The sequence below is a fragment of the Streptomyces sp. NPDC028711 genome (assembly GCF_055565415.1).
Window position 1 is genome coordinate 401,701 of the sequence record NZ_JBVHUJ010000004.1, and the last position, 20,393, is coordinate 422,093.

Here is a 20,393-nt window from a genome sequence, read left to right on the forward strand (position 1 = left end):
GTTGCTGACGGTCGAGCCATTCGTAGGGTTCCCCGTATCGAGCGGCACGATTCGTTCGTACGACCGCACAAACACCACGGAAAGAGTGACCCAGTGGCTGCCGCCCGCCTCGTCGTCCTGGTCTCCGGTTCCGGTACCAATCTGCAGGCCCTCCTCGACGGGATCGCCGCGGACCCCGAGTACGGCGCGGAGATCGTCGCGGTGGGCGCCGACCGCGACGGCATCGCCGGTCTGGAGCGCGCCGAGCGCGCCGGGCTGCCCACCTTCGTCTGCCGCGTCAAGGACCACGCCACCCGCGAGGAGTGGGACCGGGCGCTGACCGAGGCCACCGCCGCGTACGAGCCGGACCTCGTCGTCTCGGCCGGCTTCATGAAGATCGTCGGCAAGGAGTTCCTCGCCCGCTTCGACGGCCGGGTCGTCAACACCCACCCGGCCCTGCTGCCCAGTTTTCCCGGTGCCCACGGGGTGCGTGACGCCCTCGCCTACGGCGCGAAGGTCACCGGGTGCACCGTCCACTTCGTCGACGACGGTGTCGACACCGGCCCGATCATCGCCCAGGGCGTGGTCGAGGTGCGGGACGAGGACGATGAAGCCGCTCTGCACGAGCGCATCAAGGAAGTCGAGCGCTCGCTGCTCGTCGACGTCGTGGGGCGTCTCGCCCGGCACGGCTACCGCATTGAGGGACGAAAGGTTCATGTCGGTGAACACGGACACCGTTAAGCCCATCCGCCGCGCGCTGGTCAGCGTCTACGACAAGACGGGGCTCGAAGAGCTGGCCCGCGGTCTGCACGAGGCCGGTGTCGAGCTCGTCTCCACCGGCTCCACGGCCGGGAAGATCGCCGCGGCCGGGGTGCCGGTCACCAAGGTCGAGGAGCTCACCGGCTTCCCCGAGTGCCTGGACGGCCGCGTCAAGACGCTCCACCCGCGCGTGCACGCCGGCATCCTCGCCGACCTGCGCCTGGAGTCGCACCGCGAGCAGCTCGCCGAGCTCGGCGTGGAGCCCTTCGACCTGGTCGTCGTGAACCTCTACCCGTTCCGCGAGACGGTCGCCTCCGGCGCCACCCCGGACGAGTGCGTCGAGCAGATCGACATCGGCGGCCCGTCGATGGTCCGCGCCGCCGCCAAGAACCACCCGTCGGTGCTGGTCGTCACGGACCCGGGGGCGTACGCCGCGGTCCTCCAGGCGGTCAAGGAGGGCGGGACCACGCTGGGCGTGCGTCAGCTGTTCGCCTCCCGGGCCTTCCAGCACACCGCCGCGTACGACGTGGCCGTCGCCTCCTGGTTCGCAGCCGACTACGCCGCCTTCGACGACTCGGGCCTCCCCGAGTTCCTGGGCGCCACGTACGAGCGGAACAACGTGCTGCGCTACGGCGAGAACCCGCACCAGGGTGCCGCGCTCTACGTCGACGGCACGGGCGGCCTCGCCGAGGCCGAGCAGCTGCACGGCAAGGAGATGTCGTACAACAACTACACGGACACCGACGCCGCGCGCCGGGCCGCGTACGACCACACCGAGCCCTGCGTCGCGATCATCAAGCACGCCAACCCGTGCGGCATCGCGATCGGCGCCGACGTCGCCGAGGCCCACCGCAAGGCCCACGCCTGCGACCCGTTGTCCGCGTTCGGCGGTGTCATCGCCGTCAACCGCCCGGTGTCGGTCGCGATGGCCGAGCAGGTCGCCGAGATCTTCACCGAGGTCATCGTGGCCCCCGGCTACGAGGACGGCGCGGTCGAGATCCTCGCCAAGAAGAAGAACATCCGCGTGCTCCGCGCCGACGGCGCCCCCGCCAACCCGGTCGAGGTCAAGCCGATCGACGGCGGCGCGCTGCTCCAGGTCACCGACCGCCTCCAGGCCGAGGGCGACGACCCGGCGAACTGGACCCTGGCGACCGGCGAGGCCCTCTCCGCCGAGGAGCTCGCCGAGCTCGCCTTCGCGTGGAAGGCCTGCCGCGCGGTCAAGTCCAACGCGATCCTGCTCTCCAAGGACGGCGCCTCGGTCGGCGTCGGCATGGGCCAGGTCAACCGCGTCGACTCCGCGAAGCTCGCCGTCGAGCGCGCGGGCGAGGAGCGGGCGGCCGGCGCCTACGCCGCATCCGACGCCTTCTTCCCCTTCCCCGACGGCCTGGAGATCCTCACGGCGGCCGGCGTGAAGGCGGTCGTGCAGCCCGGCGGCTCGATGCGGGACGAGCTGGTCGTCGAGGCCGCGAAGAAGGCCGGCGTGACGATGTACTTCACGGGGACGCGTCACTTCTTCCACTGAGACGCGCCAGCCCTTCCACTGACGTGACACGGACTCACTGAGTCGTACGGACAGCGGGGCGGCCCGCCGGTACCTCGCGGGTACCGGCGAGCCGCCCCGCTGCCGTGCCACGGACGGCCCGCCGGCAAGCCGGTGGCGACGTCTCCGCCCGATCGGGTGGACTCTGGTCTAATGGGTTGCTCTTTTGTCGACCACTGGTAGTGGGGGCGTGGTGTTGGACGTACAGAACAGGTCCGCCGAGGAGGCCGCCACCGGCTCTCCGGGCGCCGCCGGCACCGAGTCCCCGGACGGCCTCGCGCCCGCTCCGCTCCGCCCCTATCTGATCCTCGCGGTCGTCCTGTGCGGCCTGTACTTCCTCTACTCCTGGGTGCAGTACACGCACTTCCGCACGCCCTCGTGGGACCTCGGCATCTTCGGGCAGTCCGTCCGGGCGTACGCCGAGTTCCGGGCCCCGGTGGCCGACATCAAGGGCCCCGGCTTCCACATACTCGGCGACCACTTCAGCCCCGTCACCGCGCTGCTCGCGCCGCTCTACTGGCTCTGGCCCTCGCCGGTCGCCCTGCTCTTCGCCCAGGCCGCGCTCTTCGCCTCCGGCGCCGTCATCGTGGGCCGCACCACCCAGCAGGTCCTCGGCAGCCGGGCCGCCGGCATCGGGCTCGCCCTCGCGTACGGGCTCTCCTGGGGACTCCAGGAAGCCGTCAAGTCCGACTTCCACGAGATCGCCTTCGCCGTCCCGCTGCTCGCCCTGACCTGCCGCGCCCTGCTCCTGGGGCGCTGGACCGCGGCCGTCGCCTGGTCCGCGCCGCTCGTCCTGGTCAAGGAGGACATGGGCCTCACCGTGTCCATGGTCGGCGTCGTCCTCTTCCTGAAGGGGCAGAAGCGGCTCGGCGCGGCCCTGGCCGGCTTCGGCGCGGCGGCCTTCGCCCTGACGGTCCTCGTCCTCATCCCGGCGGCGAGCCGGGTCGGTGAGTACGACTACTGGTCCAAGATCGAGAAGACCGGGGAGGGCGCCGACACCTCCTTCGGTCAGGTCGTCGGCGACGCCCTCGCCTCCGGCGAACGCTGGGAGATGGTGCTCTTCCTCCTCGCGATCACCGGTTTCCTCGCGCTGCGCTCCCCGCTGGTCCTGCTCGTCCTGCCCACCCTCGGCTGGCGCTTCCTCTCCCAGGACGCCAACCACTGGGGCATGCACTGGCACTACAGCGCGATCCTGATGCCGGTGGTCTTCCTGGCCCTGGTGGACGGCGTCCGCTCGGTGCGGACCTCCCCGCGCGCGTGGCTCGTCTCGTACGGGAAGGTCGTCGTCCCGGTCGCCACGGCGGTCGCGCTCGTCCTCGCCGCGAACCTGCCGCTGCGGGAGCTCCTGAAGCCGGAGACGTACCGGACGGACACCCGGACCGAGCAGGCGCGGGCGGCGGTCGCCGCGGTGCCGGAGGGCGCGAGCGTGGAGGCGGACGTCTCGCTCCTCGCGCACCTCACGGCGGACCACCGGGTCTACTGGGTGGGCACGTCGAAGGGCGCCACCCCGGACTACCTCGCCTACGACCTGCGCGGCTGGTCGCAGCAGGTCTCGGACCCGGTGCAGCTGGCTTCGCAACTGCATCCGGAGGCTCGGTACGAGATCACGTACCGCTCGGACGGCTTCGCGGTCCTGAAGAGGGTGTGACGCCGGGCTCAGGCAGGTGTGTGTCGCCGGACGAACGGCAGGGGGCCCGGTTCCGTACGGAACCGGGCCCCCTGCCGTTCGAGGCTCAGTACTGCTGCTTGTTGCGGTTGAACCAGGCCGAGCCGTCCGCCTTCGCCACGAAGACGATGACCAGGACGCCGAGGGTGAGGCCCACGATGCCGAGGGGCAGCGAGAAGAGGCTGAACAGCACGCTGATCGAGGCGTAGACGATGGTGCCGATCCGGACGCCGTTGCCGCCGGAGCGGAACTTGGCGGCCAGCACCATGCCGACGACGGCGAAGATCAGCGAGAAGATACCGGCGCCGATCAGGATGCCCTGGCCGAGGTCGGCGAAGGCGTCGGCGTCGGAGGACGAGACGCCGGACTTGTTCAGCTCGCTGTCGATCGCGAAGGACATGCCGATCAGGGCGATACCGCCGATGAGGTTGAACGCGCCGCTGATCCACATCATCACGCGCGCGGCCTTCACCCCGCCCGGCATCTCCATGACCGCGCCGGGGTAGCCACCGCCGCCGTATGGGGAGACCGGCGGCGCGGCCGGGTAGCCGTAGCCGCCCTGCTGCGGGGGCACGCCCTGGGGGGCCTGCTGCGGGTAGCCGTAACCGGGCTGCTGGCCCTGGCCCTGCGGCTGGCCGTAGGGGTTGTTCGGGTCACCGAAGCTCATCGCGGGATTCCTCCGTGAATCTCTCTGTGCGGGGACGACGCGGCCCGCGCGGAGGACTCTTCACGGCATGTGAGCGGATTCCCCCCGGCACTTTCCGCGGTACTTCGCCGATCATCGTCGTCGCACCGTCGACTTCTTGTCCAGTCGGCACCTGTCGGAGTTGTGCAAGTGCAACCTGTCGCTCCGCACGGCCGGTGCCTCGGAACGAGCGAATTGGAACAAGGCGGGGGTCATCCGGGAGGATGTCTCCATGAGCGCCCAGATTCTCGATGGCAAGGCCACCGCAGCCGCGATCAAGTCCGATCTGACCGTCCGTGTGGCGGCCCTCAAGGAGAAGGGCGTCACACCGGGACTCGGCACCGTCCTGGTCGGCGACGACCCGGCCAGCCAGAAGTACGTGGCCGGAAAGCACCGGGACTGCGCGCAGGTCGGCCTCGCCTCGATCCAGCGCACGCTGCCCGCCACCGCCACCCAGGAGGACATCGAGGCGGTCGTACGGGAGCTCAACGAGGACCCGGCCTGCACGGGTTACATCGTCCAGCTCCCGCTGCCCAAGGGCATCGACGAGAACCGCATCCTGGAGCTGATGGACCCGGCCAAGGACGCGGACGGGCTGCACCCGACCAACCTCGGCCGGCTCGTCCTCAACGAGCCCGCGCCGCTGCCCTGCACGCCGAACGGTGTCATCACCCTGCTCCGCGCGCACGGCGTCGAGATCAACGGCGCCGAGGTCGTGGTCGTCGGACGCGGCGTCACCATCGGCCGCCCGATGCCGCTCATCCTCACCCGCCGCTCCGAGAACGCGACCGTGACCCAGTGCCACACCGGCACCCGCGACCTCTCCGCGCACCTGAGGAACGCCGACATCATCGTCGCCGCGGCCGGCGTGCCGCACCTGATCAAGCCCGAGGACGTGAAGCCGGGCGCGGCCGTCCTCGACGTCGGCGTCTCGCGCAACGCCGAGGGCAAGATCCTCGGAGACGTCCACCCGGACGTCGCCGAGGTGGCCGGCTGGATCTCCCCGAACCCCGGCGGTGTCGGACCGATGACCCGTGCGCAGCTCCTCGTCAACGTCGTCGAGGCCGCGGAGCGCGCGGCCGCGGCGCTCTGACGTGACCTCCGGGACCCCGGCGACATCCGGGAACCCGGACGGGGTGGATGGGACGGCCGGGACGGCCGGGGCGGACACCACGGAGCCCGAGGCCTCCGCCTCCGCCCCCGCCTCCGCCTCTGTCGGTCCCGCCGTCACCGCCTCCGCAGCCACCGGTGGTGGGCCGCGGAGGCCGCCGCCCCGCCTCACGACCGATACGGCCCGTCCCGAGGGCGGCGGCCGTGCGGCCCCCGGCGACGCCTCCGCGCCCGCCCGTCAGTGGCCGCTGCTCACCGTGCTCGGTCTCGCCGGGCTCGGTCTGCTGATCGTGGGGACGGACCCGTTCCCGCAGGCCTTCAGGGTCGGGGCGATCCTGATCGGATCCGCGCTCCTCGTGGGGGCCGTGATGCGCCGGGTGCTGCCCTCCGTGGGCATGCTGGCCGTACGGTCCCGCTTCACCGACATGATCACGTACGGGGTGATGGGTGGCCTGATCGTGCTGCTCGCGCTCATGGTGCAGCCGTCGCCCTGGCTGAAGATCCCGTTCCTGGAGGACATCCTCCATCTGACGGTGACCTAGACCGGCCTCGACCGGATCGTGTGAGCGACGGCGCCCGCCCTCTCCCCCGTGGGAGGGCGGGCGCCGTCGTGATCAAGGGTCATGTACGTGCCAAGGCGGTTCAAGGCCCGACGGCGCGCTGTGGCACGGAAGTGACCATTCCGCTACCTGGGCTGCGCATCCGGGGCACGTATCACCCCCGGACCTGCCATCCTTCGGAAGTCGAGGGAGTCGAGGGAGCACGGGACAAGGGGGACCGCACATGCCTGGCTGGAAGGCGCTGCCGGACGAACTCGACCCGGAGGTCCGCGCGTTCACGGAACGGCTCCGCCGGCTTATCGACCGCAGCGGCCTCGGCGTCACGGCCGTCGCCGAGCGCACCGGCCACGAACGGTCCGCCTGGGACACCTATCTGAACGCCCGTCTGCCCGCGCCCCGGAGCGCCGTGGCGGCACTCGCCGACGTGACCGGAACCGACCCCTCGGAACTCGCCGCCCACGGGGAGCGCGCGGAACGTGCGTGGACACGCTCGACGGCGGTTGCCGGGGCCTTCGCCGTTGCCGGGGACGGGGACGGGGATGGTGACGCGGGTGCGGGCAGTGGCGGGGGCGACCGGACCCTGCAGATCCGGCGCCTCGACGCGCCGTTCCCGGGGCCGACTCCGGAGGCGGCCGACCCCGAACCCCGTACGCAGGCCTCGGACACGGCCGCGCCCCACCCCCGTCCCCCCGCCCCCCGCCGCCGGGCCGTGCTGCTCTACGCCGCCGGGATCGTCGGCGCCCTGCTCGTCGTCACCGCCGCCCTGCTCCTCGTCGATCTGGGCGGCTCCGACGGTGAGGGCGAACCCGTGGCCGCCCCCACCCCCACGACCGCCCCGCCCGTCACGCGGCCCGCCACCCTCCCCGCCGGGGTGATGTGCGTGGGGGCCGACTGTGCCGGCCAGGACCCGGAGGCCATGGGGTGCGGCGGGCCCCGCGCCACCACCGTCGCACGCGCGCGCGTGGGCACCGCCCAGGTCGAGGTCCGCTACAGCGCGACCTGCGCGGCGGCCTGGGCCCGGCTCACCGGGGCCGCCCCCGGGGACACCGTGACCGTCGAGGCCGGCGGCACCGAGCGGCGCGCCACCGTCGCCCCGGGCGCCGACACCACGAGGGTCGAGACCGATGCGTACACGCCGATGGTCGCCGTAGGTTCCGGCGCCGACGCACGCGCGTGCGGCACGCTCGCGGACGGCCGCGAGGGCTGCACCACGGGCCGGTGACGGACCGGCAGAGGTCCACGCGCCCTCCGCCGGAGGGGTGGCCGGGGGCGCGCGGACGGGCGGCAGTGAGCCGGACCACAAGGGGTCGGGGATTCAGGGGGGCCCGGGTCGGATAGCCTGACCGCTGGATATCTCTTCATGTCGAGACACCGATCGATCAAGAGAGCTATCCCGCACCAGGGGCAGGGACCCCCACCGCCAGCTGTCTTACGGAGATCGCCATGACCCGCACTCCCGTGAATGTCACCGTGACCGGCGCGGCCGGCCAGATCGGCTACGCGCTGCTCTTCCGCATCGCCTCCGGCCACCTGCTCGGCGCGGACGTGCCGGTCAAGCTGCGCCTCCTCGAGATCCCGCAGGGCGTGAAGGCCGCCGAGGGCACCGCCATGGAGCTCGACGACTGCGCGTTCCCGCTGCTCAAGGGCATCGACATCTTCGACGACCCGAACCAGGGCTTCGAGGGTGCCAACGTCGCGCTGCTCGTCGGCGCCCGCCCGCGTACCAAGGGCATGGAGCGCGGCGACCTGCTCGCCGCCAACGGCGGCATCTTCAAGCCGCAGGGCAAGGCCATCAACGACCACGCCGCGGACGACATCAAGGTCCTCGTCGTCGGCAACCCGGCGAACACCAACGCCCTGATCGCCCAGGCCGCCGCCCCGGACGTGCCGGCCGAGCGCTTCACCGCGATGACCCGCCTGGACCACAACCGCGCGCTCTCGCAGCTGGCCGCCAAGACCGGCGCCTCCGTCGAGGACATCAAGCGCCTCACCATCTGGGGCAACCACTCGGCGACCCAGTACCCGGACATCTTCCACGCGGAGATCGCCGGCAAGAACGCCGCCGAGGTCGTCAACGACGAGGCGTGGCTGGCCGACACCTTCATCCCGACCGTCGCCAAGCGCGGCGCCGCGATCATCGAGGCCCGTGGCGCGTCCTCCGCCGCCTCCGCCGCGAACGCCGCCATCGACCACGTCCACACCTGGGTCAACGGCACCGCCGCCGGCGACTGGACCTCCATGGGCATCCCGTCGGACGGCTCCTACGGCGTCCCCGAGGGCCTCATCTCCTCCTTCCCCGTCACCTGCACGGACGGAAAGTACGAGATCGTCCAGGGCCTGGAGATCAACGACTTCTCCCGCACCCGCATCGACGCCTCCGTGGCGGAGCTCGCCGAGGAGCGCGACGCGGTCCGCGAGCTCGGCCTCATCTGAGCCCGGCCCGCCTGAGCCGGCCCGCCTGATCCCGGCTCACCGAGCCGGATCGTCCGAGTCCGGCTCGCCCGAGCCGACCTCACCTGAACCCGGCTCGCCCGAGCCGGAATCACGTGAGTCCGGCTCCACACTCTCGGCGCCCCCGGGACGTACGACCGACCGTACGTCCCGGGGGCGCCGTTTTTCCTGCCGACAGGAACCCCGAACTCCCCTATGCTGACCCACCGGTTCGCAGCCGAACGGGCTGTCGGAACCGGCGGTCACACACCATCGGGGGAGCCTTGACGCAGTCGTCCGTACCGCAGCAGCCAGGCCGGCCGCCCCAGGCGCCACCGGCCGTCGACCCGCGCCGGTTACCCGCCTCCAGCGAGGCGACCCGGCTGCTCTGTGCCGGCACGTACCTCGACGACGGCTTCCGTGACGCGGTCATCGACCAGCTGTACGTCCACGAGGAGCGCTTCGCCGCCCCCTCCCTCGGCTACGACGCGAGCCGCGTCCTCGCCCACGCGCTGCGCGCCCGCCGCGTCGAACTCGGCTGGGCCGCCGGGATCCTGGCCCTCTGGATCATCGCGATCCCGCTGACCAAGGGCCTCATCGCCCTTCTCATCGCGCCCTTCCTGGTCCTCGGCGTCGCCCGCTGGGTGCGCGGCCGGTCGGCCACCGCCCCCGCGTACCGTCTCGTCCCCGCCTTCGTCCTGCGCTGGTACGGGCGGTTCATGCTCCTCCAGTCCGCCCTGCTCCTCCTCTTCCTCGCCCTCGGCGACGAGGACTCCGGCGGGGGACTCCTCGGCGAGGTCTCCGAGACGGGCGAGGTCCTCGACCTCGCGGTGAGCCTCACCGCCCAGGAGATGTGGGGCATCGGCCCGCTGGAGGTGTGGATCACCGTCGCGGTGCCGCTCCTCGTGGCCTGGGCGGTGGCCGCCCAGCGCGGCCAGTTCGCCCGCGCGCTCACCCAGGAGCTGTCCCGGGACCGCTTCCCCGACCAGGCGTCCGACCCGGCCGAGCGGACCGAGGGCGCCCGGTCCCGCCGCCTGCGCGACCGGATCCGTACCGAACAGCACGCGCGGATCGTCATGTACGGCGCCGACGACCCGTTCTGCGGAGCCGGCGAGCCGTACGAGCCCTGGTCGCTCTCCGTCGAACTGCGCCCCCGCGAGAACCTGGAGGGGGCGACGCCCGAACCGCTCGACAACAGCGCCGTCATGCGGCACGTCGTCCCGCTCGTGGAGGCGCTGCGCGTCCCCTCGCCGCACGGCTCCCCGCGGATCCAGGCGGCGGTACGGGACCGGCTGCGCGAGCTCGAGATCGACGAGGTCGTCTTCCTGCCCGTCGACGGACTGCCGTCCCGCGAGGCCGCCCCGTACAGCCCCGAGGGCTTCGAGGCCCACCGCTCGGGCGCCGTCGAGGAGGGCGGCGAGAGCCGTCGCCACTTCCTGCGCGTCCGGGTCGGCGGCTGGGGCGAGGAGATCGTCACCACCGTCTTCGTCCGCGTCCACACCCAGGGCGGGATGCTGATGCTGGAGGTGGCGCCGCACGTGCTCCGGCCGGTGAAGCCGCTCTTCCGGTACGCCGACCGGATCGCCCACCGCTACCGGCACAACCACCACTTCGGCAAGGCGGTCTGGGCCCTGGGCCAGACCCCGCGCTCGGCCGGGCAGGCCCTGGTCACGGTCGGGCGCGCGCTCGGCCACGGCTGGCGGCTGCTCACCGCGGGACACGCCAACGCGCTCCCCGAGGGGCCCGAGGTCTCCGTCCGCGAGCTCGGCTCCGACGACGAGGCCTCGCTCTTCCAGGAGATGGACATCAGCCGCTATCTGAAGAGCGTCCAGGACCGGGTCGCGAACGGCGTGACCGTCGCACTCCGCGAAGCGGGCTACGAGACCGCCGAGTTCGAGCAGAAGATCGTGCACGTCGCCGAGGGCGGCACGTTCATCGAGAACACCAAGGGCAACGTCACCCTCGGCAACCACAACACCGTCACCAGCAAGAGCTTCACCACCGCGACGACCGGAGGCAACCGTGGCTGAGACCGGGAACGGCACCCCTGACAACCGCGCTCCTGGCGGCATTCACGTCACCAACACCGGGGGCAGCGTCACCATCGGCGACCACAACACCGTCACCCACACGGTGAACGGCACCCAGCCGGACCGCGACCCGGAGCAGGAGGCGCTGCTCCAGGCCATCCGCCGGCTCCGCGCCGACCTCGGCGGCATCGTCCCCTCCGAGCAGACGGCGGCCCTCGACGCCGAACTCTCCGACGCCGAGGACGAGATCGAGGGCACGGGCCGGGCCGACGCGGGGCGGCTGACCAGGCTGCGCCGCGCCCTCACGGACGCCGGCGCGGTCACCGGGATCCTCGCCTCGGGAGTGGCCGTCGGACAGGCCGTCGGCACGCTGCTCGGAGGGTGAGATGAGCGGTCACGGGGGCGGCGGCGAGACCCGCTGGAACGACGAGACGCAGAGCTGGGAGAGCGGCGGGGCGGTTCCTGGACCGCCGAGGGGAGCGGGGGGCGGCCCCGTCGTACCCCTGCCGCCGCCACCGCCGGAGTACGCGCCGGGGTACGCGGAGTACGCGCCGGACGGCGCCCCGGAGCCCGCCCCGACGGGCGTCCCGCCGGTCGTCCCCGCGCACGTCCCCCCGGTCGTCCCCGAGCACTCCCCGACGGGCGCTCCCGCGCAGGTCTCCGTGTACGTGCCGGAGGCGGGCGGCTGGCAGCACCCCGCGCCCGGCACCGTCCCGCGGGCCGCCCGGTCCCGCTCGCGGGCGGCCGTCGCGGCCGGAGTCGCCGTGGCCGTCCTCGCGGCGGGCTCCGTCGGCGGCTGGCTGCTCTGGGGCAGGGGCGACGCGCAGCCTCCGGCGGCGGGCGGCCCGCCGGCCTCCGTCCCGGTGGTCCCGGAGACCACCGACCCGACCGGGAACACCGGGACCACCGACCCCACCGGGACCACCACCGGCCCCGCCTCCGTCACGCCGTCTCCCTCCGGCACGTCCGCCTCTCCCACCGACGACGTGCCTCCGCCCGGCTACCGCGCCGCCGAGGACCTCAAGGGCTTCACGGTCGCGTTCCCCGAGGGCTGGGACCGCACCGAGTCCGAGCAGGGCGTCTTCTACAACGCGCCGGACCGCAAGAGCCTGCTCCAGATCTTCGTGGTCACCGAGGGCGACCTGACGCCGTACGAGGCCCTGCGCGGGGCCTCCGAGGACGGTCGGGCCAACAAGCCCGGCTACCAGGAGGTCAGCCTCGAACGGGTCACCGGCGAGGCGGGTGCCCCGGCCGACTCCGCCGAACTGGTGTACGTGTACACCCGGGACGACGGCAGCCGCCGCAAGGTCGTCGACCGGGCCTTCACGGCCGCGGACGGCAACCACTACGCGATCCTGGCCGCAGGACCGGAGAGCGCGTGGCCGAAGCAGCGCGAAGTGCTCGGCGTGGCCCTGCGGTTCTTCCGCCCGGGCGCGCACTGACGGGAGGCCGGAGGACGGTGAGACGCCGGATGGGCGTCTGACGCCGGCCGGGCACCTGACAGCCGGCGCCGGCGGGACACCGGACGCCCGACGCCGGCCGGACACCAGGCCCTCAGAGCGCCCCGACCTCCCTCAGCCCGACGGCCGACGCCGTCAGGTCGTCCCGCGCCCTCAGGAGCAGTCCGTCGCCGAAGGTGATCCGGGTCGCGCCCAGTCGGCCGAGTTCCGCGAAGGGCGGATCACCGGGGCCGGCCAGGGCGTTGAGGGGGAGGTCGCCGAGGGCCGCCCGCAGGGCCGGGAGGTCCGCGGGCGGGGCCGCGATCGGGTAGACGCAGTCCGCTCCCGCCGCCGCGTAGAGCCGGGCACGGGCGATCGCGGCCTCCACCGGGTCGGGAGCCCGGCGGATGTACACGTCCACGCGCGCGTTGACGAAGAGCTCGGGCCCCGCCGCCGCGCGTACCTCCGCCAGCCACTCGGCGTGCGCCTCCGCGTCCTTGAGCGCGCGGTCCTCGCCGGTGTCCTCCAGGTTCACGCCGACGGCGCCCGACTCCCGTACCCGCTCGACCAGTTCCGCCGCGGGCAGCCCGTAGCCGCCCTCCAGGTCCGCCGTGACCGGGACGGAGACCGCGCGGACGATCCTGGCCACGGCGGCGAACATCTCCGCCGCCGGTGTCGCCCCGTCCTCGTACCCGAGGGAGGCCGCCACCCCGGCGCTCGGCGTGGCGAGTGCGGGGAACCCGGCCGCCTCGAAGGCGCGGGCGCTCACCGCGTCCCACGGGCCTGGCAGCACCAGCGGATCGCCGGCCGCCCGGTCCCGGTGGAGGGCGCGCAGGACCTCGGCCCTCGCGTCCCGGCTCACGCGGAGCGGGGGGTGTAGTGGCCGGGCGTCATGCGGGTGGAGACGGCGATCCGGTTCCAGGCGTTGATGACGACGATCGCGCTGATGACCCGGGCGAGTTCGGTCTCGTCGAAGTGGGCGGCGGCGTGGGCGTACACCTCGTCGGGGACGGAGCCGTCGGTGAGGACGGTGACGGACTCGGTCAGCGCGAGGGCCGCGAGTTCCCGCTCGGTGTAGAAGTGCCGGGACTCCTGCCAGGCGGAGAGCTGCACGATCCGCTCGACGGTCTCGCCCTCCGCGAGGGCGTCCTTGGTGTGCATGTCGAGGCAGAAGGCGCAGCGGTTGACCTGGGAGGCCCGGATCTTGATCAGGTGGTAGAGCGTCGGGTCGATGTCCTTCGCGGCGGCCGCCTCCAGCCGGAGCATCGCGCGGTAGAACTCGGGGACGCGCTCCGCGAGGGGGAGGCGCGGGGCGTGCTCGTGGGCGTACGCGGTGGGGTCGGCGGTCTCGGTGAGGGTGATGTCGGTGGTCATGTCCTCACCGTACGAGCCGGGTGGCGCAGGAGTATGGTCCATTCCCATGGCAAACGAGTGGGCCACTTTCGGCACCGACCTCCATCTGGAACTCCGTGGTCCACGCCTCCGTGCCGGTCTCATGGACGCCCTGCGGGAGGCCGTGCGCAGCGGGCGCCTGGAGGCGGGCACGCGGCTTCCGTCCTCCCGGTCGCTCGCCGCCGACCTCGGCATGGCCCGGAACACCGTCGCCGACGCGTACGCCGAACTCGTCGCCGAGGGCTGGCTGACGGCCCGCCAGGGCTCCGGCACCCGCGTCGCCCGCCGCGCCGAACCCCGCACGGAGGTACGGCCGCCCCGGGCCTCGGCCCCCGCGCTCTCCCTGCCCCGGCCCTCGGCGCCCGCGCACGACCTGAAGCCCGGCACCCCCGACCTCGCGTCCTTCCCGCGCGCCGAGTGGCTCAAGGCGTACCGGCGGGCGCTCACCGCCGCCCCCAACGAGGCCTTCGGATACGGGGATCCGCGCGGCCGGATCGAACTGCGCACCGTCCTCGCCGAGTACCTCGCCCGCGCGCGGGGCGTGCACGCCCGGCCCGAGCGGATCGTCGTCTGCGCGGGCTTCGTGCACGGGCTGATGCTGATCGGCCAGGTGCTGCGGAGCCGGGGCGTCCGGGACGTCGCGGTCGAGTCGTACGGGCTCGGCCTCCACGCCGGTCTCCTGACCGGGGCGGGACTCGGCACCCCGGCCCTGCCCTTCGACGAACGCGGCACCCGGGTGGAGGAACTGGCGGGGCCGGGCCCGGGCCCCGTCGGCGCCGTTCTCATGACCGCCGCCCACCAGTTCCCGCTGGGCGGCGCCCTGCCCCCCGACCGGCGGGCGGCCGTCATCGACTGGGCGCGGGCCTCGGGCGGCGTCGTCCTGGAGGACGACTACGACGGGGAGTTCCGCTACGACCGGCAGCGGGTGGGCGCGCTCCAGGGCCTCGATCCCGAGCGGGTCGTCTACCTCGGCACCGCGAGCAAGTCCCTCGCCCCCGGGCTGAGGCTCGCGTGGATGGTGCTGCCGGAGAGCCTGGCCGGCGAGGTCGCGGCGGCCAAGGGGGCCGTGGACTGGACGTCCAGCGCGCCGGACCAGCTGGCGTTCGCGGAGTTCCTCGGCTCGGGGGCGTACGACCGGCACGTACGGGCCATGCGGCTGCGCTACCGGCGCCGCCGCGACCAGCTGGTGGCGGCGGTCGCCGCGCACTCGCCCGAGACGCGGGTCAGCGGGATCGCCGCCGGTCTCCACGCCGTCCTGACCCTGCCGCCCGGCACCGAGCAGGCCGTCCTGCGGTCCGCCGCCTGGCACGGCCTCGCCGTCCAGGGCGTCAACCAGTTCCGCCGCCCCACCGTCCCCGCCACCCTGGACGGCCTCGTCGTCGGCTACGCCACACCCCCGGACAGCGCCTGGCAGGGCGCCCTCCAGAGCCTCTGCCGAGTGCTGCCCTAGGGAGTGTCCTCCGGCGGGCTCAGGGCGCGTCGCGCCCCGGTCCCGCTTCCGTGACCGCCGCGTCGCCCAGGTCTCCGGCCGGGTCCACCGCCGGTGCCTCGCCGAAACGCGCCAGGGCCAGGGAGCCCGCCACGGCGACGGCGAAGCCGACGATCGCCAGCCATCCGAGCCCCTCCCGCGTACGGTCCCCGAGCCAGACCACCCCGACCACCGCAGGCCCGATCGTCTCGCCGAGCACCATGCCCGCCGTCGCCGTGGTCACCGAGCCCCGCTGGAGCGCCGAGGTCAGCAGCAGGAACGCGGCCCCGCCACCGGCAAGAAGCGCGTACCAGACCGGATCGGTGAGATCGAAACCGTCGACCAGCCGGACCGCCACCTCCACCACCCCGAACCCGAAGCCCGCGCCCAGGCCGAGGACGAGAGAGCGCGGCCGGTCCGCGAGGCGGCCGCCCACCACACCGAGCAGCAGCACGCCGAACGCGGTCGCGAGCAGCGCCCACCGCAGCGCCTCCGAGCCGTCCCGGTGGCCCTCCTCACCGGAGGCGAGGGCGAGCAGGGCGAGCCCGGCGCAGACCACGCCCACGGCCGACCACTCCACCCGGCTCAGCCGCACCGGCAGCAACCGTGACGCGACGACCGCCGTGACCGCCAGGCTCGCGGCGAGGGCGGCGCCCACCGCGTAGATGGGCAGCGTCCGCAGGGCGACGACCTCCAGGACGAAGCCCAGACCGTCGAGGCCGAGACCGACGGCGTACCGCCACTGCCGCACTGCCCGCCACAGCAGCGCGACGTCGACGCCCCCGCCGGTCCCTGGTGTCGCGGCGCGGGCCGCCATCGCCTGGAGAACCGAGGCCGCGCCGAAGCAGACGGACGAAGCGAGCGCGCAAACCATCCCGAGGAGCACGAAAAGACTCTAGGCGGTGCGGCTTGAAATGACCGGCCTACACTGTGCGGTCGCGACAGACGTGAACGCGACAAGCGTGAGCGTGGCCGTGACCGTGGAGGTCGCGACCGCGAAGGGGAGGCGACGGACATGCGCAGGCTGAGGTCGAGCACGGTGGTGCTCGGCGGGATGGGTGTGCTCGCGGCGACGATCACCGCGTGCGGCTCCGAGCCGGACAAGCGGTGCGTGGACCCGCTGACCCGGGAGGAACTGCCCCGCTACGAGTGCGAGAGCGGCGGCGGCAGGGATGACGACGACGACACGACCCACCGGGGCACGTACTACTACGGCGGCTCCGTCCGCGACAAGCGGGTGAGCGGCGGCAGCTTCGACAAGACCGCCGTCGACACCGGCGGCTTCGGCTGCTCCGGTTCCGGCGGCGGCTGAGAGGGCCCGGCACATGGAACGGCACACGATCGACCCCCGCCCCGGCTGGCAGGAGACGGTGGAGGAGCAGGGGCTCGTCTACCCGCTGACCCGGTACCCGGACGGCTCGCTCCGTCCGTACTGGGACGAGAGCGCGTACTACTCCTTCACCCTGCCCGAGGTCGAGGCCCTGGAGGAGGTCGTCGAGGAGCTGCACGCCATGTGCCTGGCGGCGGCCGCGCACATCGTCGAGCGGGACCGGTTCGCCGAGCTCGGGATCACCGATCCGAAGCTCGCCGCCCGGGTCGCCGAGTCCTGGCGCCGCCGTGCCGAACTCCTCTCCCTCTACGGGCGGTTCGACCTGCACTACGACGGTACGGGCCCGGCGAAGATGCTGGAGTACAACGCCGACACCCCCACCTCGCTCGTGGAGGCCGCCAGCCCGCAGTGGTTCTGGATGGAGGAACGGTTCCCCGGCGCCGACCAGTGGAACTCCCTCCACGAACGGCTCGTCGACGCCTGGCGGAAACAGGCGCACCTGCTGCCGCCGGGTCCCCTCCACTTCGTCCACTCCGACGGCGACGAACTCGGCGAGGACCTGATGACGGTCGCGTACCTGCGCGAGACCGCCCAGCAGGCCGGCCTGGAGACCGAGGCGCTCTCCGTCGAACGGATCGGCTGGGACCGGCTCTCCCGCCGCTTCGTCGACGACCGGCTCCGCTTCATCCGCAGCTGCTTCAAGCTGTACCCGTGGGAGTGGCTGACCACCGACCGCTTCGGCCGGCACGTCCTCGACACCCTCGACAACGGCGGCGGCACCGGCACGACCTGCTGGATCGAGCCCGCCTGGAAGATGCTCCTCTCCAACAAGGCGCTCCTCGCGATCCTGTGGGAGCTGTACCCCGGCCACCCCAACCTGCTCCCCGCCTACCTCGACGGCCCGCGCGACCTCGCCACGACCACCGGCTGGGTGGCGAAGCCGCTCCTCGGCCGCGAGGGCGCGGGCGTCACCCTGCACGAGGCCGGCACGGAGCCGTTCGTACGGGACGGGGAACCCTGCTGCTACCAGGAGCTGGCCCCGCTGCCCGACTTCGACGGCAACCGGGTGGTGCTCGGCGCGTGGGTCGTCGAGGACGAGGCGGCGGGGCTCGGGATACGGGAGTCGGCGGGCCTCGTCACCGACGAGTACGCCCGCTTCCTCCCGCACGTGATCCTCTGACCGTCCCGCCCCCTGCCCGTGGGGGCCGGTCAGTCCGACAGAACGCCCCTCAGCTGCTCAAGACCCCAGTCCAGGTCCTCCTTGGAGATCACCAGGGGCGGGGCGATCCGGATCGTCGAGCCGTGGGTGTCCTTCACCAGGACACCCCGCTCCATCAGCTTCTCCGAGATCTCCCGGCCCGTACCCCGGGACGGCGTGACGTCGACGCCGGCCCACAGGCCACGCCCGCGCACCGCCTCCACCGCGCCGCCGCCCACGAGGAGACCCAGCTCCGCGTGGAGGTGCTCGCCCAGCTCCGCCGCCCGCTCCTGGTACTCGCCCGTCCGCAGCATCGCGATCACCTCGAGGGCCACCGCGCACGCCAGCGGGTTCCCGCCGAACGTCGACCCGTGCTCACCCGGCCGGAACACCCCGAGCACGTCCCGGTCGGCGACCACCGCCGACACGGGCACCACCCCGCCGCCCAGCGCCTTCCCCAGGATGTACACGTCGGGCACCACACCCTCGTGCTCGCACGCGAACGTCCGTCCCGTCCGGCCGAGACCCGACTGGATCTCGTCCGCCACGAACAGCACGTTCCGCCGGCGCGTCAGCTCCCGCACCCCCGCCAGATAGCCGGCCGGCGGGACCAGGACCCCCGCCTCGCCCTGGATCGGTTCGATCAGCACGGCCACCGTGTTCTCGGTGACCGCCGCCTCCATGGCCGTCAGGTCCCCGTACGGCACGATCTCGAACCCCGGCGTGTACGGGCCGTAGTGGTCCCGGGCCTCGTGGTCCGTGGAGAAGCTGACGATCGTCGTCGTCCTGCCGTGGAAGTTGTTCGCCGCGACCACGATCTTCGCGTGCCCGTCCGGCACGCCCTTCACCTCGTACCCCCACTTCCGGGCGGTCTTCACGGCCGTCTCGACCGCCTCCGCGCCCGTGTTCATCGGCAGCACCGCCTCCTTGCCGCACAGCTCGGCGAGCTGCGAGCAGAACGCGGCGAACCGGTCGTGGTGGAACGCGCGCGAGGTCAGTGTCACCCGCTCCAGCTGGGCCTTCGCCGCGTCGATCAGACGCCGGTTGCCGTGCCCGAAGTTGAGCGCCGAGTATCCGGCGAGCATGTCGAGATAGCGGCGCCCCTCGACATCGGTCATCCAGGCGCCGTCCGCCGAAGCGACGACGACCGGCAGGGGGTGGTAGTTGTGAGCGCTGTGCGCCTCCGCCGAAGCGATCGCGTCTTGTGTGCTCGACACGGGATCTCCGTTCGTCCTGCGGCTCGCGGGATGGACCCGCCGAAGGGGTGTGGCCCCTGTTTCTATCGTCGCTCGGATGCCGGACCGGGAAACCTCGCTCGCGGCGCGCCCGCTACTCTGAAATCACGCACGGCGACTGGCGTACGGGGAAGCGACCCCGGGGGAGCCGTGCGCGGCAGACCACACGAGACGCCGCCCGCCTGGGCGTCACGGGACCGAAGTCCCGGGTGGCGCCGCGCCTTCCACGCAGTGCCCCGGGACCCGCCGACGCCCGGAGGACACCCGCCATGAACACCCCGCAGCCCGCCCCGCGGCATCCCGCGTTCGCCGCCGCCGACCCCGAGCTCGCCGCCCTCGTCGGCGCCGAGGAACGCCTCCAGGCCGAGACCCTGCGCCTCATCCCCAGCGAGAACTACGTCTCCGCCGCCGTCCTCGAAGCCTCCGGCACCGTCCTCCAGAACAAGTACAGCGAGGGCTATCCCGGCCGCCGTTACTACGAGGGCCAGCAGAACATCGACCGGATCGAGACCCTCGCCGTCGAACGCGCCAAGGCCGTCTTCGGCGTCGACCACGCCAACGTCCAGCCCTACTCCGGCTCCCCGGCCAACCTCGCCGTCTACCTCGCCTTCGCCGAACCCGGCGACACCGTCATGGGCATGGCGCTGCCGATGGGCGGCCACCTCACCCACGGCTGGGGCGTCTCCGCCACCGGCAGGTGGTTCCGCGGCGTCCAGTACGGCGTCCGCCAGGACACGGGCCTCGTCGACTTCGACCAGGTCCGCGAACTGGCCCTCGAGGAGCGGCCGAAGGTGATCTTCTGCGGCGGCACCGCACTGCCCCGCACGATCGACTTCGCCGCCTTCGGCGAGATCGCCCGCGAGGCCGGCGCCGTGCTCGTCGCCGACGTCGCCCACATCGCAGGCCTCATCGCCGGTGGCGCCCACCCGTCCCCCGTCCCGCACGTGGACGTGATCTCCACGACCACCCACAAGACCCTGCGCGGCCCGCGCGGCGCCATGCTCATGTCCCGCGAGGAGCACGCCAAGGCGCTCGACAAGGCCGTCTTCCCCGGCCTCCAGGGCGGCCCGCACAACCAGACCACCGCCGCCATCGCCGTCGCCCTCCGCGAGGCCTCCCAGCCCTCCTTCCGCGACTACGCCCACGCCGTCGTCGCCAACGCCAAGGCCCTCGCCGAGGCGCTCCTCGCCCGCGGCTTCGACCTGGTCTCCGGCGGCACCGACAACCACCTGATCCTCATGGACCTGACGCCCAAGCAGGTCCCGGGCAAGATCGCCGCGAAGGCCCTCGACCGGGCGGGCATCGTCGTCAACTACAACACCGTCCCCTACGACACCCGGAAGCCCTTCGACCCCTCCGGCATCCGCATCGGCACCCCCTCCCTCACCTCCCGCGGCCTCACCACCGACCACATGGCCCAGGTCGCCGACTGGATCGACCGCGGCGTCACGGCGGCCGGCAAGGGCGACGAGGACACCCTCCGTACCGTCCGCGCCCAGGTCGCCGACCTGATGGCCGCGCACCCGGCCCCGGGCCTCCCCGTCTGATCACCCCCACCCCACGGACCGGACC

19 protein-coding genes and 1 riboswitch are annotated in these 20,393 nt (G+C 73.0%); of the genes, 14 read left to right on the forward strand and 5 right to left on the reverse strand.

What is annotated here, in order from left to right:
* Positions 1-93: 93 nt before the first annotated feature.
* The 3 genes from purN (at position 94) to ACZ4VK_RS16360 (ending at position 3,926) form a co-directional block, all read left to right on the forward strand.
* Positions 94-720 carry a phosphoribosylglycinamide formyltransferase gene (gene purN / locus ACZ4VK_RS16350; RefSeq protein ID WP_468352697.1) on the forward strand — a complete coding sequence of 209 codons (627 nt, stop codon included), beginning with the start codon at positions 94-96 and terminating at the stop codon, positions 718-720.
* A complete protein-coding gene (gene purH, locus ACZ4VK_RS16355) occupies positions 695-2,260 on the forward strand; it encodes a bifunctional phosphoribosylaminoimidazolecarboxamide formyltransferase/IMP cyclohydrolase (RefSeq protein WP_468352699.1) in 1,566 nt (521 codons plus the stop codon). The genes purN and purH overlap by 26 nt, the downstream gene beginning before the upstream one ends.
* Before the next feature lie 211 nt (positions 2,261-2,471).
* Positions 2,472-3,926, forward strand: coding sequence for a DUF2079 domain-containing protein (locus ACZ4VK_RS16360; RefSeq protein WP_468353293.1), 1,455 nt, complete (start codon positions 2,472-2,474; stop codon positions 3,924-3,926).
* 85 nt (positions 3,927-4,011) lie between these two features.
* On the opposite strand, the gene ACZ4VK_RS16365 is transcribed toward ACZ4VK_RS16360, so the two are convergent.
* Positions 4,012-4,611: a hypothetical protein gene (locus ACZ4VK_RS16365; protein WP_468352701.1), complete on the reverse strand. Its 600-nt coding sequence runs from the start codon at positions 4,609-4,611 to the stop codon at positions 4,012-4,014.
* Positions 4,612-4,861: 250 nt separating this feature from the next.
* Here ACZ4VK_RS16365 and ACZ4VK_RS16370 point away from each other — a divergent pair, with 250 nt between their 5' ends.
* From ACZ4VK_RS16370 to ACZ4VK_RS16400, 7 genes are all read left to right on the forward strand, one after another.
* Positions 4,862-5,722, forward strand: a complete 861-nt coding sequence (locus ACZ4VK_RS16370; RefSeq protein ID WP_468352703.1) for a bifunctional methylenetetrahydrofolate dehydrogenase/methenyltetrahydrofolate cyclohydrolase — start codon at positions 4,862-4,864, stop codon at positions 5,720-5,722.
* Complete coding sequence (locus tag ACZ4VK_RS16375) at positions 5,664-6,281, forward strand: DUF3017 domain-containing protein (RefSeq protein WP_468352705.1); 618 nt, start codon at positions 5,664-5,666, stop codon at positions 6,279-6,281. Before ACZ4VK_RS16370 ends, ACZ4VK_RS16375 begins: the two co-directional genes overlap by 59 nt.
* 241 nt (positions 6,282-6,522) lie before the next feature.
* On the forward strand, positions 6,523-7,521 hold the full coding sequence (locus tag ACZ4VK_RS16380) for a helix-turn-helix domain-containing protein (protein WP_468352707.1): 999 nt from the start codon (positions 6,523-6,525) through the stop codon (positions 7,519-7,521).
* 221 nt (positions 7,522-7,742) lie between these two features.
* The gene (locus ACZ4VK_RS16385) at positions 7,743-8,732 is read left to right on the forward strand and encodes a malate dehydrogenase (protein WP_468352709.1); all 990 of its coding nucleotides are present in this window, start codon (positions 7,743-7,745) and stop codon (positions 8,730-8,732) included.
* A 281-nt stretch (positions 8,733-9,013) separates the two neighbouring features.
* The gene (locus tag ACZ4VK_RS16390; RefSeq protein WP_468352711.1) at positions 9,014-10,759 is read left to right on the forward strand and encodes a hypothetical protein; all 1,746 of its coding nucleotides are present in this window, start codon (positions 9,014-9,016) and stop codon (positions 10,757-10,759) included.
* The gene (locus ACZ4VK_RS16395; protein ID WP_468352713.1) at positions 10,752-11,144 is read left to right on the forward strand and encodes a hypothetical protein; all 393 of its coding nucleotides are present in this window, start codon (positions 10,752-10,754) and stop codon (positions 11,142-11,144) included. Before ACZ4VK_RS16390 ends, ACZ4VK_RS16395 begins: the two co-directional genes overlap by 8 nt.
* A 1-nt stretch (position 11,145) precedes the next feature.
* Positions 11,146-12,201 (forward strand): hypothetical protein, encoded by a 1,056-nt coding sequence (locus tag ACZ4VK_RS16400; RefSeq protein ID WP_468352714.1) that lies wholly within the window; start codon positions 11,146-11,148, stop codon positions 12,199-12,201.
* A gap of 112 nt (positions 12,202-12,313) precedes the next feature.
* On the opposite strand, the gene ACZ4VK_RS16405 is transcribed toward ACZ4VK_RS16400, so the two are convergent.
* Both ACZ4VK_RS16405 and ACZ4VK_RS16410 read right to left on the reverse strand, forming a co-directional pair.
* Positions 12,314-13,060: an isocitrate lyase/PEP mutase family protein gene (locus tag ACZ4VK_RS16405; protein ID WP_468352716.1), complete on the reverse strand. Its 747-nt coding sequence runs from the start codon at positions 13,058-13,060 to the stop codon at positions 12,314-12,316.
* Positions 13,057-13,572, reverse strand: a complete 516-nt coding sequence (locus tag ACZ4VK_RS16410; protein WP_468352718.1) for a carboxymuconolactone decarboxylase family protein — start codon at positions 13,570-13,572, stop codon at positions 13,057-13,059. Before ACZ4VK_RS16410 ends, ACZ4VK_RS16405 begins: the two co-directional genes overlap by 4 nt.
* A 46-nt stretch (positions 13,573-13,618) precedes the next feature.
* On the opposite strand from ACZ4VK_RS16410, the gene pdxR reads away from it, so the two are divergent.
* Positions 13,619-15,040 carry a MocR-like pyridoxine biosynthesis transcription factor PdxR gene (pdxR, locus tag ACZ4VK_RS16415; RefSeq protein WP_468352720.1) on the forward strand — a complete coding sequence of 474 codons (1,422 nt, stop codon included), beginning with the start codon at positions 13,619-13,621 and terminating at the stop codon, positions 15,038-15,040.
* Positions 15,041-15,059: 19 nt separating this feature from the next.
* On the opposite strand, the gene ACZ4VK_RS16420 is transcribed toward pdxR, so the two are convergent.
* The gene (locus ACZ4VK_RS16420) at positions 15,060-15,932 is read right to left on the reverse strand and encodes a hypothetical protein (protein ID WP_468353295.1); all 873 of its coding nucleotides are present in this window, start codon (positions 15,930-15,932) and stop codon (positions 15,060-15,062) included.
* Between the two features lie 141 nt (positions 15,933-16,073).
* Here ACZ4VK_RS16420 and ACZ4VK_RS16425 point away from each other — a divergent pair, with 141 nt between their 5' ends.
* The gene (locus ACZ4VK_RS16425; RefSeq protein WP_468352722.1) at positions 16,074-16,370 is read left to right on the forward strand and encodes a hypothetical protein; all 297 of its coding nucleotides are present in this window, start codon (positions 16,074-16,076) and stop codon (positions 16,368-16,370) included.
* Positions 16,371-16,383: 13 nt separating this feature from the next.
* Positions 16,384-17,568, forward strand: a complete 1,185-nt coding sequence (locus ACZ4VK_RS16430) for a glutathionylspermidine synthase family protein (protein ID WP_468352724.1) — start codon at positions 16,384-16,386, stop codon at positions 17,566-17,568.
* A gap of 29 nt (positions 17,569-17,597) precedes the next feature.
* Here the strand turns inward: ACZ4VK_RS16430 and rocD are convergent, their stop codons facing one another.
* Entirely contained in the window at positions 17,598-18,803 is a 1,206-nt protein-coding gene (gene rocD, locus ACZ4VK_RS16435; RefSeq protein WP_468352726.1) for an ornithine--oxo-acid transaminase, read from the reverse strand.
* Positions 18,804-18,925: 122 nt separating this feature from the next.
* Positions 18,926-19,016: riboswitch (ZMP/ZTP riboswitch) on the forward strand.
* Positions 19,017-19,090: 74 nt separating this feature from the next.
* Here rocD and ACZ4VK_RS16440 point away from each other — a divergent pair.
* Positions 19,091-20,368, forward strand: a complete 1,278-nt coding sequence (locus ACZ4VK_RS16440; protein ID WP_468352728.1) for a serine hydroxymethyltransferase — start codon at positions 19,091-19,093, stop codon at positions 20,366-20,368.
* The last annotated feature ends 25 nt before the right edge of the window (positions 20,369-20,393 follow it).

Excerpts from the sequence above, each read along its gene's own strand:
- ACZ4VK_RS16420 (WP_468353295.1), bottom strand. The coding sequence starts at position 15,932 with ATGGTTTGCGCGCTCGCTTCGTCCGTCTGCTTCGGCGCGGCCTCGGTT.
- ACZ4VK_RS16425 (WP_468352722.1), top strand. The coding sequence starts at position 16,074 with ATGCGCAGGCTGAGGTCGAGCACGGTGGTGCTCGGCGGGATGGGTGTG.
- ACZ4VK_RS16410 (WP_468352718.1), bottom strand. The coding sequence starts at position 13,572 with ATGACCACCGACATCACCCTCACCGAGACCGCCGACCCCACCGCGTAC.
- ACZ4VK_RS16430 (WP_468352724.1), top strand. The coding sequence starts at position 16,384 with ATGGAACGGCACACGATCGACCCCCGCCCCGGCTGGCAGGAGACGGTG.
- pdxR (WP_468352720.1), top strand. The coding sequence starts at position 13,619 with ATGGCAAACGAGTGGGCCACTTTCGGCACCGACCTCCATCTGGAACTC.
- ACZ4VK_RS16385 (WP_468352709.1), top strand. The coding sequence starts at position 7,743 with ATGACCCGCACTCCCGTGAATGTCACCGTGACCGGCGCGGCCGGCCAG.
- ACZ4VK_RS16400 (WP_468352714.1), top strand. The coding sequence starts at position 11,146 with ATGAGCGGTCACGGGGGCGGCGGCGAGACCCGCTGGAACGACGAGACG.
- ACZ4VK_RS16365 (WP_468352701.1), bottom strand. The coding sequence starts at position 4,611 with ATGAGCTTCGGTGACCCGAACAACCCCTACGGCCAGCCGCAGGGCCAG.
- ACZ4VK_RS16440 (WP_468352728.1), top strand. The coding sequence starts at position 19,091 with ATGAACACCCCGCAGCCCGCCCCGCGGCATCCCGCGTTCGCCGCCGCC.
- purH (WP_468352699.1), top strand. The coding sequence starts at position 695 with ATGTCGGTGAACACGGACACCGTTAAGCCCATCCGCCGCGCGCTGGTC.
- ACZ4VK_RS16380 (WP_468352707.1), top strand. The coding sequence starts at position 6,523 with ATGCCTGGCTGGAAGGCGCTGCCGGACGAACTCGACCCGGAGGTCCGC.
- ACZ4VK_RS16370 (WP_468352703.1), top strand. The coding sequence starts at position 4,862 with ATGAGCGCCCAGATTCTCGATGGCAAGGCCACCGCAGCCGCGATCAAG.